This is a genomic window from Bacillus sp. SD088 (assembly GCF_017355205.1).
GTDB lineage: Bacteria > Bacillota > Bacilli > Bacillales > Bacillaceae_C > Lederbergia.
In genome coordinates this window covers 59,946-76,440 of sequence record NZ_JADIJK010000015.1, presented here as the reverse complement: position 1 = coordinate 76,440, position 16,495 = coordinate 59,946, and the positions used below count along the sequence as shown (strand labels likewise).

Sequence of the window (16,495 nt, the reverse complement as noted above, 5' to 3'; positions counted from 1 at the left end):
TCGACAAAATTTAGTTATAGTGAGGCGACTTTTCCAAAAAAAAAAACAGAAAAAGTCAATACCACATGGGAGTGACTCCCAATTAAATTGGGGCCACTCCACAACATATCAATGTTATTTGTCTTTTATCTCTAACCATCCCATACAAAATCCGAAGCATTCTAGCTCTGGTCCTTTACTCAAAATGTACCGCCATATTGAGTGCAGTCATCACATCATCTGTTTGATCGATCGTATAAACTGTCTTATTCCTTTGCCACATGATGTGAGTGCCGTTCTGATCGGCATCCAGATGGGCATAGCCGTTTGCTTGCGGGATTGGCAATGCTTCTTCTGTGAGATACTTTACTACTTCTTTTGCAAGCAATACATTATGTTCGGAATGCTCTGTGCTACTCTTGACAGAAAGGGCCCAACGCCCGACGTTCCAACTTGTATGCAGGCTACCTGCGGCTCCTTCTTGATAACCAGTCATCCCATACCCAAGGTCAATACTTTCACCGCCGAGTTCACTGAAATTTTCATAGGCAATCGCTTCATCAGCCTCTTCCTGGGTGTTGTATTCCTTGATCGTTACACGCCCGACTACCTCTGCTGGGTTATCGTTACGATATAGTTGCTCGTTGTTAATCGGGATTGGTTGCGTATGTTGGTAAAATACAATCTCAGCATTTGTTGCATTTGAATTGGTGGTGGCAGTTAAACGGTAACCATCCTTCAGCGGTACTTCCGTTGGTAATTTGATGTCCAAGTCCGTTTCCATCTGTCCTTTCACCACATTCATGATCTCTTCCTGTGTCAAAAAGCGTTCCTGAGATCCATCTGAATGGTCTGTGTCATTTGAATCACTGCTCTCAGGCTCTTTTTGTTCATCTGAAGCATCTGGCTGATTTTGGGCATTTTCATTATCCTGTGAATTGTCTTTATCCTTCTCTGCTTCAGAATTTTGGTTGTCTTGAGCAGTTGAGTCATCAGGATTGTTAGCTGGCTCCTTCTTATCTTCCACTATATGCGGTTGAATGCCGCCATTGCCATTTGGTGTATTATCCATGCTATCTTGTCTAGTGAACATATTCAGTGCAAGCGTCGTGACGATTGCTACAAACATCAATGCAGATAAGGCCGGTATAAATCCTCGCTTAAACCATGAAGCGGATTTGTCTTGATCCTCATTCATTTGGTTGATGAGGCGTTGCCGGACTCGCTGTTGTCGGCGGGACCCCCATGTGATATCACGATCCAGTTCCTTTAACTTCTCATCCAGATTGCTATTATATTTCATTCGTCGCACCACCTTTATGGATTTCGTTCGCAAGTGCCTGAAGCCCACGGGACAATGTTGTCTTAACCTTAGTTTCCGACCAGTTCAAAATCTCGGCTGTCTCCCGGACAGAAAATTCCTCCACTTTCCGCAAAATAATGACCTGTCGATAATTTACTTTCAATAGAGAAAGTGCATGATATAATTCTTTGGAAGACTCCTTGATTTCGACCATCGCTTCCACGGATGGCCCAGGATCTTCCCTAGTAGTAAAAAAATCCTTTATCATCTGGATGGGCTTATTTTTGCGGATATGATCTACAGTCAAATTATGTGCGATACGATATAAGAAGGTCTTTGGATAAGTTATTTCGTTCCCCTTTTTGACATATGTGTAAGCTTTTATAAAAGTGTCTTGTGTCAAATCCTCTGCTTGCTGGGTATCTTGAATCATTTTTAAAATGTATTTGAATAGCGCCATGCTATATTTGTCATACCACTCGATGATTTGCTCTTGATGTCTAGCATTATCCCGCAACTGTGTCTGCCTCCCTTCTAGAAAATCTCCACATGTTCCTTGTTTTTTATATCTTTATTGTTAAGACGGTTAAACTTAGTTTTGGTTGCAGAAATAAGTAAACTATTTTTAATGATTTTGGAAAAAATAATGCGTACTATGGTAGGTATTGAGCTGACTTATGATTTAGAGTAATTTGATTGTAGGAGTATACGTCACTTTCTACGCAAAGAATAGGGGGGAGGCTAATGGAGAGGATGGATATATCTTTGCTAATTTACTAGGATATATTTTTTAAAAATAAAAATTTCCCTTTTTTGCTTGACTAAATTCTCACTTTCCACTATACTCTTTTTTGGGTCGTTAAAAGCCTGTCCGACAAAACTAAATAGAGTTAGGCCCCTTGGTCAAGCGGTTAAGACACCGCCCTTTCACGGCGGTAACACGGGTTCGAATCCCGTAGGGGTCACCATCTAAATAAGTAACACAAGGAAACGAAGAGAGAAGGAGAGCGCGTACATCAGTACGTGACCAACTGATCGAAGGAGTTGACGCAGTAATGCGCCGCTCATCGCAATTTTCCATGGAGGATTAGCTCAGCTGGGAGAGCATCTGCCTTACAAGCAGAGGGTCGGCGGTTCGAACCCGTCATCCTCCACTCAATATGTGTTACATTTAAATGAGCGCTTGTAAATACACTTTTAATGTAGCGATCTAGCTCCAGCGCCTAGCCCCGAGAAGCTCACAGGATGTGAGTTCATCGGCGAAGACATGCGGACGTGGCGACCTTAGCCGATGTTCTGATTAATAATCTGAGACAATAAAAGTCAAAATCGTACTTTTCTTGTCTCAGAACATTTGCTTGTCGGGGCTGACCAAGGCGCTTGCGCTTTTCAAATGGTGGGGTAGCGAAGTGGCTAAACGCGGCGGACTGTAAATCCGCTCCCTCAGGGTTCGGCGGTTCGAATCCGTCCCCCACCACCATTTTTTATTTTTATGAATATTTTCTATCCGTATGGAGAAGATACATATATCATCGTTGGGCTATAGCCAAGCGGTAAGGCAACGGACTTTGACTCCGTCACTCGTTGGTTCGAATCCAGCTAGCCCAGCCATGAGCCATTAGCTCAGTTGGTAGAGCATCTGACTTTTAATCAGAGGGTCGCAGGTTCGAATCCTGCATGGCTCACCAGTTAAAGTTGTCTTGAGAAATTCAAGGCTTTTTTATTTTTTAAAAAAAGAAGACCTTATATAAAAAATAGACGAGTAGCAATCTTCCAAGGATTGTTACTCGTCTATTTTTGTTGTAAGAGCGTGATATTTATTTAGAAGCTTGTCCAATTGATCACTTGTATGGACAACACGTTCGTCCGCAAAAGAAAAGGTTAAACCAAGTTCAATCATTTGTTGTCTTTGTTTTTCAATTTTGTTTAGCAACTCTGCTCTCCTTCCCATATGTATCACCTTCCCACTCATCTTTCGTTATTTTTTGTATTCCCAATTTTAGTTAAAATTAAACAAGTGGCGATAAATTTGGTACTATAAGGGTAGTGTGTGCCTATATTTTAATAAATATGAAAAAAGGTGTTTTTTTTATTTTAGTTTGAAACCTTTTTTTGTGAGATACGTATACAAGGATAACCGCATGAGCGGGGGGTAAATTAGGGATGGATTTGATTATCAACCAACGGATCAAAGAGGTTTTAAAAGGTGATCGGGAAGCGTTTGGCGAAATCGTAGAATTATTTAAAGATAAGGTATTCCAGCTATGTTATCGAATGTTGGGAAATCGGCATGAGGCAGAAGATATTGCACAGGAAGCTTTTGTCCGAGCATATGTCAACATTCATAGTTTTGACCAAAAGAGGAAATTTTCGACATGGTTATATCGGATTGCCACAAATCTTTGTATTGACCGGATTCGTAAAAAGAAACCCGATTATTTTCTTGATGCAGAAGTGGCGGGAACGGAAGGCCTGACTATGTACTCGCAAATTGCGGCTGAAGGAAAATCCCCTGATTCCGAAGTGGAGACGCTGGAGCTTCAAGAACTTGTTCAACGGGAAATAATGGAATTACCGGACAAATACAGAGTCGTCGTCATTTTAAGATATATTGATGAACTGTCTCTGAATGAGATAAGTGAAGTTTTAGAAATGCCACTGGGAACAGTGAAGACGCGGATACATCGGGCGCGGGAAGCGCTTCGTAAACAGCTGAACAATTTGTAGGAAAGGTGAGAAGGAAATTGAAGGCGTGTCCTAAAGAAATCGTTCTCTATATGCATGATTACTTAGATGGTGACCTGCCTTACGAGAAGGAGCAAATTTTAAAACAACATTTACAGCAATGTTCTAGCTGTCAAGCTCATTTTCAAGAGCTAAAAAGGACTATTGCTTATATACAAAGTCCGTCAAATTTACAACCTTCAAGTGATTTTGCTAAAAATGTGATGGCTAATCTCCCTAAGGAGAAAAGTAGTGCGGGTGTTAAACGCTGGTTCCGTCATCATCCGCTTCTTGTCGCAGCCTCACTATTCCTTGTTTTGATGGCTGGAAGTGTTTTTAGCATGTGGAGTGATGACCAAAGATTTTCAGTAACAAAGCAAACCAATCTTGTCGTTGAAAATAATACCGTCGTCGTGCCAGAAGGAAAAGTGGTGGATGGCGATATTACGGTTAAGAATGGCGATATCCGGATTGAAGGGGAAGTAAAGGGGAATGTAACCATTATTAATGGTGAGAAATATATGGCATCTGCTGGGAGTATTACAGGAGATGTAGAAGAGATCAATGAATTATTTGAATGGATTTGGTACAAAATGAAAAGCGGAGGAAAGTACATCGTTCATCTGTTTGAAAGTGATTAAATGGGACTGTTGGTGGATCAACAGTCCTATTTTTTTGAACCATCCTCTATAATGGAGATTAGCAAATAATCTATGTTATAATGTATAAGCTATAATACATAGTATAATGGAGAATAAACACCATTTTGAATAAACAGATGGAGGAAAGATAATGCCGTTTGCCGACCTTCCCATCCTAAAATATTTAGCGCAAATCGTTGATATAGTTCTTGTTTGGTATGTTGTCTATAAATTGATCATGGTTATACGTGGAACAAAAGCTGTTCAGTTGCTTAAAGGTATTTTTGTGATTATTATTGTTAAATTATTTAGTGACTTTTTCCATTTGAATGCATTGAGTCTAATGATGGATACGGTCATTACCTGGGGCTTTTTAGCCATCATTATTATTTTTCAGCCTGAATTAAGACGTGCCTTAGAGCAATTAGGGCGTGGGAAGTTTTTTGCTAGGAGTGGAATTCAAGAGGAAGAGGAGCAAAAGCATCGAGTGGATGCCATTATAAATGCAACAAATTATATGGCGAAAAGGCGGATTGGTGCTCTTATTTCGATTGAAAAGGAAACTGGCATGGGGGATTATATCGAGACGGGAATTCCAATGAATTCTACCTTAACCCATGAATTATTAATTAATATCTTTATTCCGAATACTCCTTTGCATGATGGAGCTGTGATTATCCAAAGGACAAAGATTGCAGCAGCCGCTTGCTATCTACCTCTATCCGAAAGTCCGTTTATCTCGAAGGAGTTAGGAACGAGACACCGGGCAGCATTGGGAATTAGTGAGGTGACAGATTGTTTAACCATTGTTGTTTCAGAAGAAACAGGTGGTATATCTGTGACAAAAAACGCTGAGCTTCTTCGTGATTTGTCGAATGAAAAATTCAAGGAAATTTTAATGAAAGAGCTTATTGATGATCCTAAAACGAAAACAACCTCCCAATCAATCTGGAAGAGAAGGGAGAAGACAAAGAATGGATAATTTTATGGAAAACCCTTGGTTTGTTCGTATTATCGCTTTGTTGCTAGCTGTTTTCCTTTTTGTAACAGCTAATGGTATTGGAGGGAAAAATAAAAATTCTACCCCCAATAGTATGGAGAACAGTGATGTCGATACGATTGTCGATGTTCCTGTTGAGGTATATTATGACTCCGAAAATCTAGTTGTTTCTGGTGTTCCAGAAACAGTTGAAGTAAAATTGGAAGGGCAAAGGAGATTTGTTGAAGCTGCAAAAAGACAGCGTGACTTTACAATCTATGTGGATCTCTCAGATTTAGAAATTGGGAAACATCGCGTTCCTATATTATATAGTGATATTTCGGATAAATTAAAGGTGACAGTTGACCCATCTTATACAGAAGTGAATTTACAAGAAAAGATCACAGAAGATTTTAGAGTGGAGGCCGAATTTAACCGGAGTATTTTGGCTGAAGGCTTTGAGGCAGAACAACCGCAAGTAGAGCCCAAAACCGTAAAAATCACGGGGGCAAAGGATGTTATTGAGAGAATCATGTATGTGAAAGCGACAATCGATGCGAGCGGCCTCATTAATGATACCATTAAAAGGGAAGCGCGCGTGACTGTACTTGATCGAGATTTGAATAAACTAAGTGTGACTGTAGAACCCGAAACGGTTTCTTTGACAATTCCTATTACGAACCCGCGGAAAAATGTCCCGATAAAAATTAATAAAGAAGGAAAAGCTCCTGAGGGAATCGATATTAAAGCTGTAAGCACGGTTACTCCTGAAGTGGTGATTTTTGGGACAACTGATGTTTTAAAAGAGATAGACGAGCTAGAGGTAACAGTGGATATTAGTAATATCCAAGAAGATACCGAGATTGAAGTGCCGATTGAAAGACCTGAAGGCGTAAATAAAATAACACCGGAGACTATTTTGGTTAAAGTAACAGCGGATCAGCAGAAGCATGAAAAGACTTTAAATGATATTCCGATTGAGGAAAAGGGCTTAAAATCGGGAATGGATTTTGAACTAGTATCCCCAGCAAAAGATTCTGTGAATTTAAAAGTGTTCGGTGAGGAAGAAGATGTAGAGAAGGTAAAAAAAGGGCAGTTTCATGTCACGATGGATTTAGCTGGCCTGAGCGTGGGAACTCATGAGGTTGATCTTGCAGTTGAAGCACCTAAAAACGTAGAATGGGAACTATCACAAAAAAAGGTAGAAGTGCGAATAAGAGATAAAGAAAATGAGTAAATCATTTTCTTCAGAAGGAGCGAGAATCAGAATGGGTAAATATTTTGGAACTGATGGAGTAAGAGGGGTTGCAAATAGTGAACTTACGCCAGAATTAGCATTTAAGCTGGGAAGATTCGGAGGCTATGTACTGGCTAACCAAACGGAACGCCCTAAAATTCTTATCGGCCGAGATACCCGGGTTTCAGGCCATATGCTAGAAGGTGCCCTTGTATCTGGATTATTATCAATTGGTGCAGAGGTTATGCGTCTAGGGGTCATTTCGACTCCTGGAGTCGCCTATTTGACAAAGGTGTTAGGGGCACAGGCAGGAATCATGATTTCTGCTTCTCATAATCCTGTTGCAGATAACGGTATTAAATTTTTTGGGCCGGATGGTTTTAAATTATCAGATGAACAAGAAAATGAAATTGAACAATTATTAGATGCTGACGATGAGCTACCTCGTCCAACAGGAGCTTCATTGGGAGTGGTCAATGACTATTTTGAAGGTGGACAAAAGTATTTGCAATTTTTAAAGCAGTCAGTTGATGAAGACTTTACAGATATACATATCGCATTAGATTGTGCCAACGGGTCTACGTCATCTTTGGCAACTCATCTGTTTGCGGACTTGGATGCAGATATCTCGACAATGGGTTCATCTCCGAATGGCCTTAACATCAATGATGGAGTAGGTTCAACACATCCGGAAGCTCTTGGTGCCTTTGTGAAGGAAAAAGGGGCTGATATCGGTCTAGCCTTTGATGGAGATGGCGACCGAGTTATTGCGATTGATGAAAATGGACAAGTTGTAGATGGAGATTATATTCTCTATATTTGCGCGAAACATATGCAAGCAGAAGCACGTTTGCAACAGTCAACTGTTGTGTCAACGGTTATGAGCAACCTAGGATTCTATAAGGGGCTAGAAGAGCTGGGGATCCAGAGTGTTCAAACAGCTGTGGGTGACCGTTATGTAGTAGAAGAAATGAAAAAGAATGGCTATAATTTGGGTGGAGAACAATCAGGCCACATTATTTTCTTGGACTATAATACAACAGGTGATGGACTTCTAACCGGTCTTCAGCTTGTGAATATTATGAAGCTGACAGGGAAGCCATTGTCAGAGTTAGCAAAGGGCATGCAGAAGTTTCCACAAACATTGATCAATGTGCGTGTAAAGGATAAATACCATGTAACTGCTAATGAGAAGGTCAAAGCAATTATAGAAGAAACAGAGACAGAAATGAATGGAAATGGTCGTATCCTTGTCCGTCCATCTGGTACTGAACCGTTGGTACGGGTCATGGTAGAGGCTGCAACAGAAGAAGATAGTGAGGCATTCTCAAATCGGATTGTCGCCGTTGTCCAGGAGGAAATGGGCCTTCCAGCAGAAGAATAGATGAAAAGGTTGCGAAAAAGCTGAGGGTTAGCATTTTTCGCAGCTTTTTTATTGCTATCGATAGCGAGTTGGCGGAGGATCAAGCAATTTTAGGATTGAGTAAGCTTGTTGCATATGAAGACGCATAACGTATTGATTGGCTTGTAATAAAATCATCGCCTTCGTGTAATCCATCATTTCCTTTGCTAAATCGGCATCACGAATTCTTGATTCTGCTGCAACCAGGTTTTCTTCCATTGTGGACACATTATTATAAGCATGCTCTAATCGATTCGTATAGGCCCCCATTTTAGAGCGTTCAGAGGAGACTGTTTGGATCGCTTTGTCGAGAACATCAATAGCATTATTCGCGTCTTCTCGATTGTTGATAGAGATATCGTCCAACTTGAGGGCTTCCGCATTCATATTTCCAAAAGATAACTCAATCGTTTGCCCGGCATTGGCTCCTGCTTGAATGTGTACGCTGGTCCTAGAACCGTCTAATAGCGGCATGGTATTAAATTGAGTATCTTTTGCAATCCGACTAATCTCCTCCTTTAATTGGTCAAATTCAGTAGCAAGTGCTTCCCGATCTGCGTTTGTTAATGTGTCATTGGCTGCTTCGATACTCAGTTCGCGCATTCTTTGCAGGATAGAATGGGTTTCGTTTAAAGCGCCTTCAGCTGTTTGTAGCATTGAAATGCCATCTTGAATATTTCTTCCAGCCACTTGTAAGCCGCGAATTTGAGCGCGCATTTTTTCAGATATTGCGAGGCCAGCGGGATCATCTGCAGCCCGATTGATCCGCATTCCTGTAGAAATACGTTCTAGTGCCCGTTGGGATACCGTTAAATGACGATTCATTTGATGGACGAGCGATACCCCTGTACTATACCATTTTCCCAACAAATGACTCCCCCCTTATACATGGTCTATTGTATTTAATATCGGCATAGAAATTGAATTTTAAAGTAAAGGCATAGAGAACAGGCGGAATTTTGCTGCAAAAGTGATCCATCTAACTTTATTATATGGAAGAAGGTTTAAAAGAGGGAATCGTTGAAATAGGGCTTTCCCTGAATTAACGATAAGCGAGGAGAGAGACCGCCCGAAATAGACGGAAAGAGTAAAAAGGGGAACAGCGAACAGAGAGACCGTGCCCGAAATAGTGGGAAAGCATAAAAAGGGTGACGGCAAGCAGGCAGGCCGTGCCCGAAATAGCGAGAAAGCGTAAAAAGGGGGACGGCGAGCAGGCAGGCCGTGCCCGAAATAGCGGGAAAGAGTAAAAAGGGGGACGGCAAGATAAGTGTCCACCCTTATTCCTTTTTGCAGTTTTTATATTTGGAAGTTATCGAATACGAAAATGGATAAAGGAAGGCAGAATATAAGAGCTTGACATTAATCATATATATAGACATCGGCCCGGAATCAGCGTTAAAGAAAAAGCATAGAGAATCGGCTGGATTCTCTATGCTCTAGTCAAATGTTTTTATCCCCAAACTTCTTTAGCAATGTCTACAATAAATTTAAGCTTTTCCCATTGCTGTTCTTCTGTCAATTTGTTCCCATGATGAGTGGAGGCGAATCCACATTGTGGGCTTAGGCATAGTTGCTCTAATGGAACATATTGGGAAGCTTCTTTTATACGTGCAATAATCGCATCACGATCTTCCAACTCGCCATTTTTAGAGGTGACTAGCCCAAGAACAACACGCGCTCCTCCATTTGGAATATGATCAAGTGGCTTGAAATCACCCGAACGATCATCATCATATTCTAAGAAGAAGCCATTCACTTTTTCCTTGGCAAATAAAGTTGGCGCAATTAATGCATAGCTTCCTTCAAAAGCCCAGTTAGAACGGTAATTTCCACGGCATAAATGAGTCGTTACCACGAGGTCTTCCGGTTTTCCCTCTAACACTCCATTGACTACTCGTAAAGCTAAGTCAATTAAGTATTCACGAGAAAACTCTCCATCATTGAATGGGATATCTGGTGAAGATAAACCAGCGATATAGACATCATCAAATTGTAGATAGCGGCAGCCTGCATCATAGAAGGCTTTTAACGCATCACGATAAGTTTGGATCACATCATTGGCATAGTCTTCGATATCTGGGTAGATCGTCACATCCCGAATGCCCTCATTAAATAATTGGTTAGGACTTGGAATGGTTTGTTTAGCCACTGCACGTCCGCGGACAATTTTATTAAATTCAATAAAATCCTTCACATGAGGATGATCAGGATTAAAAGAGACCTTCCCAGTGTTTCGTACATTATATCTTTCTGTTTCTTCTTCTCCATTAAAAATATAACCAACTTCAGGTACATAGCCCTCAATGCCAGTAAGATGCTCTTGAAAATCCGTGTGCCAGAAACGGCGTCTAAACTCACCGTCTGTTACAAGTTCAAGGCCTGCTTCAATTTGCTTATCAACAATACGTTTAATTTCTTTGGTTTCAATTTCGTGTAATTGTTCCGCTGTAATGCTTCCGTCTTTAAAATCCTTTCTCGCTTGATGAATGCTATCTGGTCGTAATAGACTTCCTACATGGTCCGCTCTGAATGGAGCTTTTGTTTTTGTAATAGTTGTCATGGTTTGTTCTCTCCCTTTAATTAGTTTGGATCGTTACTTCAGCTCTTGGCAAAAGTTTGACTTGCGGCTTGAAAGGCTTGTTTTACATCAGCAATTAGGTCATCAGCCTTTTCTACACCAACTGAGAAACGTAATAATCGTTCACATACGCCCCTTTTGATTCGTTCTTCTCGTGGGATATCTGCATGGGTCTGAGTCGTTGGATACGTGATAAAACTTTCAACCCCTCCTAGACTTTCAGCAAAGGCAATGAGCTGTAAATTTTGTAGAAAAGGGTCTACCCATTCACTGTCTTGAATCCGGAAAGAGATCATTCCGCCTTTCCCGGCGTAAAGAACATCTGTAATAAAGTCTTCGTTTTCTAGATATTTGACGATTTCTCTCGCATTTTCTGTATGCTTTTCCATTCTGAGATGAAGTGTTTTTAATCCTCTCACGAGCAACCAAGAATCAAGTGGTGATAAAATTGCTCCTGCGGCATTATGGTTGTTCGCAAGCTGCTCGCAAATCTCTCCACCTTTTGCGACTAGAATCCCAGCCACAACATCATTATGTCCACCGATATACTTAGTCGCACTATGAACTACAATGTCAGCGCCTAATTCAAGTGGACGTTGATAGTACGGTGTTAAGAAAGTATTGTCGACAATCAATAATAGGTTATGTTTTTTCGCTAGTTTCCCACATTGTTCAATATCGATTTCCTGCATTAGTGGGTTTGTGGGAGTTTCGATAAGCAATGCTTTCGTTTTAGATGTAATGAGCTTTTCCGTTGCTTGCAGATCATCAAAATCAGAGTAAGTGGTTTGAATCTGATAGGATTCCTCGTATTGTTTGAGCAAACGATATGTACCACCGTATAAATCAGTACACGCAATAATTTCGTCGCCTGATCGGAATAGGGAGAGGGCTAGTTGAATGGCTGCCATCCCCGAACTACAGGCAAATCCAGCATCACCGGATTCGAGATTCGCCATCCCTTCTTCTAGTACAGAGCGAGTAGGATTCTTCGTCCTCGAGTAATCATAGCCTGTGGAGAGACCAAGTCCTTGGTGTTCATAGGCGGTTGATAAATAAATAGGTAGATTGATAGCACCAGTTTTTTCATCTGTGCGGTTTCCTAGTTGTGCAAGTTTTGTTTCAATATTATTGACTGGCATAATCTTCATCCTCTTCTAAAAAAATTAAAGACCTTCTTGTGATAAGAAGGTCTTCATAATTGAAAACGAACTTCTTATCTTCTAGGTTTGAAAAACCTATTGGAATTAGCACCATTGCCTTATAGGCCGGTTGCTGAGACATCAAAGGGCCAATCCCTCCGTCTCTCTGGATAAGAAAAACACTATATTATTTTTTGAAAGGTTTAATGATTTATACTTTAGTACATATTTCCGAAAAAGGCAAGGATTTTTTTCTATTCATTAACCAAAAGGAATTTAACAGGCAAAGCATGAAGGTCCGCTTTCGCTTATGTTAAAATAAAGGAAGTGAAAAAGGAGGGCTCTAGATTGAATTCAAAATGGCATGAACGTTTTTCAATGGATGAGTATTTCTATGGCAGAGAGCCTAATTTGTTTTTAGTACAGGCGGCAAAGCAATTACCTAAGGGGAAAATTCTTTGTATTGCCGAGGGAGAGGGGCGGAATTCAGTCTATCTCGCCTCCAAGGGGTATGATGTAACCGCGTGGGACTTTGCCCAATCTGGGATTGAAAAGACGAAAAGATTGGCTGAAGACCGCGGCGTGATTGTCAACACTGAATGGCATGATTTAGCTAATGTAGCATGGGAAGAGGAAGAATGGGATGCGATTATACATATATTTGGGCATTTCCCAACTCCTATTTTTGAAAGGACAGTAGAGGGTATTCGTAAGGCCTTAAAGCCTGGGGGCTATTACGTAAGTGAATTATACACAAAGGAACAGATTGAATATGGAACAGGCGGTCCTAAGGAAATTGGAAATCTTTGCGACCCAGCTACATTATTGACTCGACTTTCAGATTACTTTATCCAACATTTTTATATTGGTGAGGTAGAAAGGATTGAGGGACAGGGACATACAGGTGTGGCGCATGTTGTCCAAAGTATTTTTCGAAAAAGGAGTTCTGATAAAGTAGAGAAGAATAAATTCTAGTTTGTGATGAATAAAGATAGTGTGAAGAGAATGATCTACTTTTTGAGCGGCTATCTGGAATAGCCGCTTGTGTATGGAAAGGATGGAACAAATGAATATAAAGGAAACACTGCAGCCGATTACGACAGCCTATGATCCATGGGAAGCGTATATGGATGTGAACGAATTCGGGGAGATGGTGTTATCCAATATTGAATTTACGACGACAACGCTATGTAATATGCGCTGTGCTCACTGTGCAGTTGGCTACACATTGCAAGATCGTGATCCCGATGCCTTACCGATCGAATTGCTGTTAAAACGGCTTGATGAAATTCCTTATCTTCGAACCCTGAGTATTACGGGTGGGGAACCAATGATGTCTAAGAAGTCGGTGCGGGAATATGTGCAACCTCTTTTGGAATATGCGCATACTCGAGGAGTGAGGACACAAGTCAATTCAAATTTAACTCTCCCATTTAGCCGCTATGAATCAATTATCCCCTATTTGGATGTCATGCATATTTCACATAACTGGGGAACGGAAGATGAATTTGTCGATGTGGGCTTTGCGAATATGGATCGAAAGCCATCGAGAGAAAATCGTGGTAGATTTTTAAAGCAAATGTTTGAGAACGCAAAGACATTGTCTGAAGCGGGAGTGTTAGTTTCTGCAGAAACGATGTTAAACAAACGGACCTTTCCTTATCTCGAAAAAATCCATAATGAGGTAGTGGGGATGGGGTGTGCCCGACATGAAATCCATCCAATGTACCCAGTTGATTTTGCTAGTAAACTAGAAACATTAACTTTAGCTGAAATGAGGACAGCAATTGAGCGTCTATTAGATCATCATGATCAATCGACTTGGTTGATGTTTGGGACTCTTCCTTTCTATCCATGTAGTGCTTCTGAGGAGGATCTCACGTTATTAAAACGCTTATATAAATCGCCCAATGTGACAATCCGAAATGACCCGGATGGGCGCTCACGGCTTAATGTAAACATATTTAATGGGGAGATCATTGTAACGGACTTCGGAGATGAGCCATCATTAGGGAATGTACAAACCACTTCCTTACCCGAAGCTTATGAAACATGGATGAAAACAAAAACAGCAACATCATTGAATTGTCATTGCCCTGCAGTAAAATGTTTGGGCCCTAATCTACTTGTGAAAAATACCTATTATCAAGATGTGGATTTTCAAGGTAGAAAAGAAAAAATCACGACTGTGTAAGACAAGTGTGTATTTATTAATCTCTGGAGACACTCATATAATCGATGCCCACAAAGTGTGTTTAAATACGGAAAAAAAGCAGGTTTTTCACCTGCTTTTTTTATAAGGTAAGAAAGTAAAATTTTGGCTAATGCTTGATCTAGCTCCAGCACGTCGCGAACTTAGCCGATGTTCCGCTTAATAACCTGAGACAATGAAAGTCAAAACCGGACTTTCATTGTCTCAGGTTATTTGCTTGTCGGGGCTGATCAAGGCGCTTGCGCTTTTCTTAATGAGGCATTTGCACAAATAGCCCGATTAAGGAAACAATGGGGATACTTACAACTAAAGCAAAACCAATCATTGCAAATGTCATCACTACATTTTTCGTTTCCTTGACAACATCTACCTTTGTTTGAAGAAAAACAAAGCTAGGTCCAATCAAAATGCAAAAGAGAATAATGATGAAAGGAATGAATAAATCGCTTATAGCTTGAACAGGCTGCATCGTGGCAAACCCACTGACCACTAATATAAACGGGATAACCTCGCTGATTGCAACTCCAATAAAAAATTTCGACTGTACTTCTGTTTGTTTTTCAGGTTTCTCCTTTAGCTTATCCAAGTGCAATTTGAACGTGATTATGATGCTAAGTACTGCAATAATCGAAGCAATTGCAAATAAATATGGAGACAATAGAAATTCCCCTCCTACAATAATGTATACATCATTACACCTTAATAATGCCCCTATGTAAAGGCCTATTTTCAAAAAACAGTGAAGTTTCTCATAAGAAATCTCGACAAAAATGGAGAACCGCAAAGCACTACGAAAAAAAGAATAAATTTCCCTCTAGTCAACAACCTCTTTTGGTGGTAAGATACCTCTTGGTTTGATTATGAAGAAGGAGGGCTGATGACAATGGAGAGAACACATACGAACGAGAAACAACTTCATTTATTGCATCTTACTTGGCCCATTTTTTTAGAGGTCTTTTTATTTATGTTTATGGGGATCGCAGATACATTAATGCTGAGTTCATTATCAGATGATGCCGTCTCTGGTGTAGGGGCAGCGAATCAGTATTTGCAAATCGCCATTTTAATCTTAGAAGTCGTCGGGAATGGAGCGGCTATTGTCGTATCTCAATATCTCGGTTCGAAAAGATATAAAGAAGCAGCAAAAATTTCTGCATTGGCAGTTACGCTTAATTTGTTAGTAGGAATTGCGATTAGCATCGGTTTTCTCATATTTTCTAATCATATGATGACAGCGATGAATTTGCAGGGGGATGTGCTTTATTATGCCACCCATTATTTAGGTATTGTAGGAGGAGCCATTTTCCTACAAGCAATCATTAATTCGTTAGCAGCGATTGTTCGTGTCCATGGCTGGACGAAGCAAGCGATGCTTGTATCATTAGGGATGAATATTATTCATATTGCCGGTAACTATGTACTGATTTTCGGGAAATTTGGCTTTCCTGAATTGGGTGTACAAGGAGCGGCCATCTCCTCAGTTGTCAGTCGTTTTCTTGCGCTCCTTGTTTTCTTTTGGCTTTTATACCAAGCTTTGGATGTGCGGATTAAAATACGCTATTACATGACACTGTCAAAAGAATACGTTATGAAAATTTTAAAAATTGGTGTCCCATCTGCCTTCGAACAAGTGATGTACCAGGGATGTCAGCTCATGTTTCTTTACTATGCGACATTTCTTGGCGCGGAGTCATTAGCAGCCCGACAGTATGCGATGAATATTTCGATGTTCACCTATTTATTTGCGATTGCGATCGGGATGGGTACCTCTATTATTGTCGGTCGACTAGTCGGAGCTAATGAAAAGGGTCTGGCTTACACACGAGTGTTGAATAGTGTAAAGTGGTCGGCAGGCATTACGTTTGGAATGGTGTTAGTGGTGATGATCTTCCGGAAATCTTTAATGGGTGTATTTACCGATAATCCCGAGATTATTGAGATAGGCGCATCTGTATTATTGCTAAGTATCATTCTGGAAACAGGACGTTCGATGAATATCGTACTCGTGAACTCTTTACGTGCTTCAGGGGATGCGAAATATCCACTCTTTATTGGCTCTTTTTCGATGGTCCTGATGAGCTTGCCACTCGGTTACTTCCTTGTATTTCATTTAAATATGGGTATTGCGGGCATTTGGTTAGCCATTGCAGCAGATGAATGGACACGAGCTTTCATCTTCTTCTTCCGTTGGCGCAGCCGAGCCTGGGAACGACATTCTCTTGTAGAACCAGAGGTGACAGAGAAACCGGCACCGATTTAAAAGAAAAGCAGTTAGCAGGATTCGTATAAAGGATTGAT

At 40.6% G+C, this 16,495-nt stretch carries 15 protein-coding genes, 5 tRNA genes and 1 riboswitch; of the genes, 13 read left to right on the top strand and 7 right to left on the bottom strand.

What is annotated here, in order from left to right:
* Positions 1 to 175: 175 nt before the first annotated feature.
* The gene (locus IPU53_RS14295) at positions 176 to 1,282 is read right to left on the bottom strand and encodes a hypothetical protein (protein WP_207451693.1); all 1,107 of its coding nucleotides are present in this window, start codon (positions 1,280 to 1,282) and stop codon (positions 176 to 178) included.
* Positions 1,272 to 1,799 (bottom strand): RNA polymerase sigma factor, encoded by a 528-nt coding sequence (locus IPU53_RS14290; protein ID WP_242698306.1) that lies wholly within the window; start codon positions 1,797 to 1,799, stop codon positions 1,272 to 1,274. The genes IPU53_RS14295 and IPU53_RS14290 overlap by 11 nt, the downstream gene beginning before the upstream one ends.
* A gap of 376 nt (positions 1,800 to 2,175) precedes the next feature.
* Between IPU53_RS14290 and IPU53_RS14285 the strand changes: the two genes are divergently transcribed.
* From IPU53_RS14285 to IPU53_RS14265, 5 genes are all read left to right on the top strand, one after another.
* Positions 2,176 to 2,250, top strand: a tRNA-Glu gene (locus IPU53_RS14285).
* Between the two features lie 113 nt (positions 2,251 to 2,363).
* Positions 2,364 to 2,436, top strand: a tRNA-Val gene (locus IPU53_RS14280).
* A 241-nt stretch (positions 2,437 to 2,677) separates the two neighbouring features.
* Positions 2,678 to 2,762 (top strand) — tRNA-Tyr (locus IPU53_RS14275).
* 56 nt (positions 2,763 to 2,818) lie between these two features.
* Positions 2,819 to 2,893: transfer RNA gene (locus IPU53_RS14270), tRNA-Gln, on the top strand.
* A 1-nt stretch (position 2,894) separates the two neighbouring features.
* Positions 2,895 to 2,970, top strand: a tRNA-Lys gene (locus tag IPU53_RS14265).
* Between the two features lie 95 nt (positions 2,971 to 3,065).
* Here IPU53_RS14265 and IPU53_RS14260 read toward each other — a convergent pair.
* Positions 3,066 to 3,233: an aspartyl-phosphate phosphatase Spo0E family protein gene (locus IPU53_RS14260; protein WP_207451692.1), complete on the bottom strand. Its 168-nt coding sequence runs from the start codon at positions 3,231 to 3,233 to the stop codon at positions 3,066 to 3,068.
* A 212-nt stretch (positions 3,234 to 3,445) separates the two neighbouring features.
* Here IPU53_RS14260 and sigW point away from each other — a divergent pair, with 212 nt between their 5' ends.
* From sigW to glmM, 5 genes are all read left to right on the top strand, one after another.
* A complete protein-coding gene (gene sigW / locus IPU53_RS14255) occupies positions 3,446 to 4,009 on the top strand; it encodes an RNA polymerase sigma factor SigW (protein WP_207451691.1) in 564 nt (187 codons plus the stop codon).
* A gap of 17 nt (positions 4,010 to 4,026) precedes the next feature.
* On the top strand, positions 4,027 to 4,647 hold the full coding sequence (locus tag IPU53_RS14250; protein ID WP_207451690.1) for an anti-sigma factor family protein: 621 nt from the start codon (positions 4,027 to 4,029) through the stop codon (positions 4,645 to 4,647).
* Positions 4,648 to 4,798: 151 nt separating this feature from the next.
* Complete coding sequence (gene cdaA, locus IPU53_RS14245) at positions 4,799 to 5,629, top strand: diadenylate cyclase CdaA (RefSeq protein ID WP_207451689.1); 831 nt, start codon at positions 4,799 to 4,801, stop codon at positions 5,627 to 5,629.
* Entirely contained in the window at positions 5,622 to 6,863 is a 1,242-nt protein-coding gene (locus tag IPU53_RS14240; protein WP_207451688.1) for a CdaR family protein, read from the top strand. Before cdaA ends, IPU53_RS14240 begins: the two co-directional genes overlap by 8 nt.
* 31 nt (positions 6,864 to 6,894) lie before the next feature.
* Positions 6,895 to 8,247, top strand: coding sequence for a phosphoglucosamine mutase (gene glmM / locus IPU53_RS14235; RefSeq protein ID WP_207451764.1), 1,353 nt, complete (start codon positions 6,895 to 6,897; stop codon positions 8,245 to 8,247).
* A 54-nt stretch (positions 8,248 to 8,301) separates the two neighbouring features.
* Here glmM and IPU53_RS14230 read toward each other — a convergent pair whose 3' ends face one another.
* From IPU53_RS14230 to IPU53_RS14220, 3 genes are all read right to left on the bottom strand, one after another.
* Positions 8,302 to 9,135 (bottom strand): flagellin N-terminal helical domain-containing protein, encoded by an 834-nt coding sequence (locus IPU53_RS14230; protein ID WP_278253289.1) that lies wholly within the window; start codon positions 9,133 to 9,135, stop codon positions 8,302 to 8,304.
* A gap of 580 nt (positions 9,136 to 9,715) precedes the next feature.
* Positions 9,716 to 10,825 (bottom strand): 5-methyltetrahydropteroyltriglutamate--homocysteine S-methyltransferase, encoded by a 1,110-nt coding sequence (locus IPU53_RS14225; RefSeq protein ID WP_207451687.1) that lies wholly within the window; start codon positions 10,823 to 10,825, stop codon positions 9,716 to 9,718.
* 38 nt (positions 10,826 to 10,863) lie between these two features.
* Entirely contained in the window at positions 10,864 to 11,985 is a 1,122-nt protein-coding gene (locus tag IPU53_RS14220; RefSeq protein WP_207451686.1) for a methionine biosynthesis PLP-dependent protein, read from the bottom strand.
* A 71-nt stretch (positions 11,986 to 12,056) separates the two neighbouring features.
* A riboswitch (SAM riboswitch) is annotated at positions 12,057 to 12,162 on the bottom strand.
* Positions 12,163 to 12,333: 171 nt separating this feature from the next.
* Here IPU53_RS14220 and IPU53_RS14215 point away from each other — a divergent pair.
* Both IPU53_RS14215 and yfkAB read left to right on the top strand, forming a co-directional pair.
* Positions 12,334 to 12,960 carry a class I SAM-dependent methyltransferase gene (locus IPU53_RS14215; protein ID WP_242698305.1) on the top strand — a complete coding sequence of 209 codons (627 nt, stop codon included), beginning with the start codon at positions 12,334 to 12,336 and terminating at the stop codon, positions 12,958 to 12,960.
* 91 nt (positions 12,961 to 13,051) lie between these two features.
* Positions 13,052 to 14,179, top strand: coding sequence for a radical SAM/CxCxxxxC motif protein YfkAB (gene yfkAB, locus IPU53_RS14210; protein WP_207451685.1), 1,128 nt, complete (start codon positions 13,052 to 13,054; stop codon positions 14,177 to 14,179).
* Positions 14,180 to 14,447: 268 nt separating this feature from the next.
* On the opposite strand, the gene IPU53_RS14205 is transcribed toward yfkAB, so the two are convergent.
* On the bottom strand, positions 14,448 to 14,855 hold the full coding sequence (locus IPU53_RS14205) for a hypothetical protein (protein WP_207451684.1): 408 nt from the start codon (positions 14,853 to 14,855) through the stop codon (positions 14,448 to 14,450).
* A 219-nt stretch (positions 14,856 to 15,074) separates the two neighbouring features.
* On the opposite strand from IPU53_RS14205, the gene IPU53_RS14200 reads away from it, so the two are divergent.
* Positions 15,075 to 16,457 carry an MATE family efflux transporter gene (locus IPU53_RS14200; protein ID WP_207451683.1) on the top strand — a complete coding sequence of 461 codons (1,383 nt, stop codon included), beginning with the start codon at positions 15,075 to 15,077 and terminating at the stop codon, positions 16,455 to 16,457.
* The last annotated feature ends 38 nt before the right edge of the window (positions 16,458 to 16,495 follow it).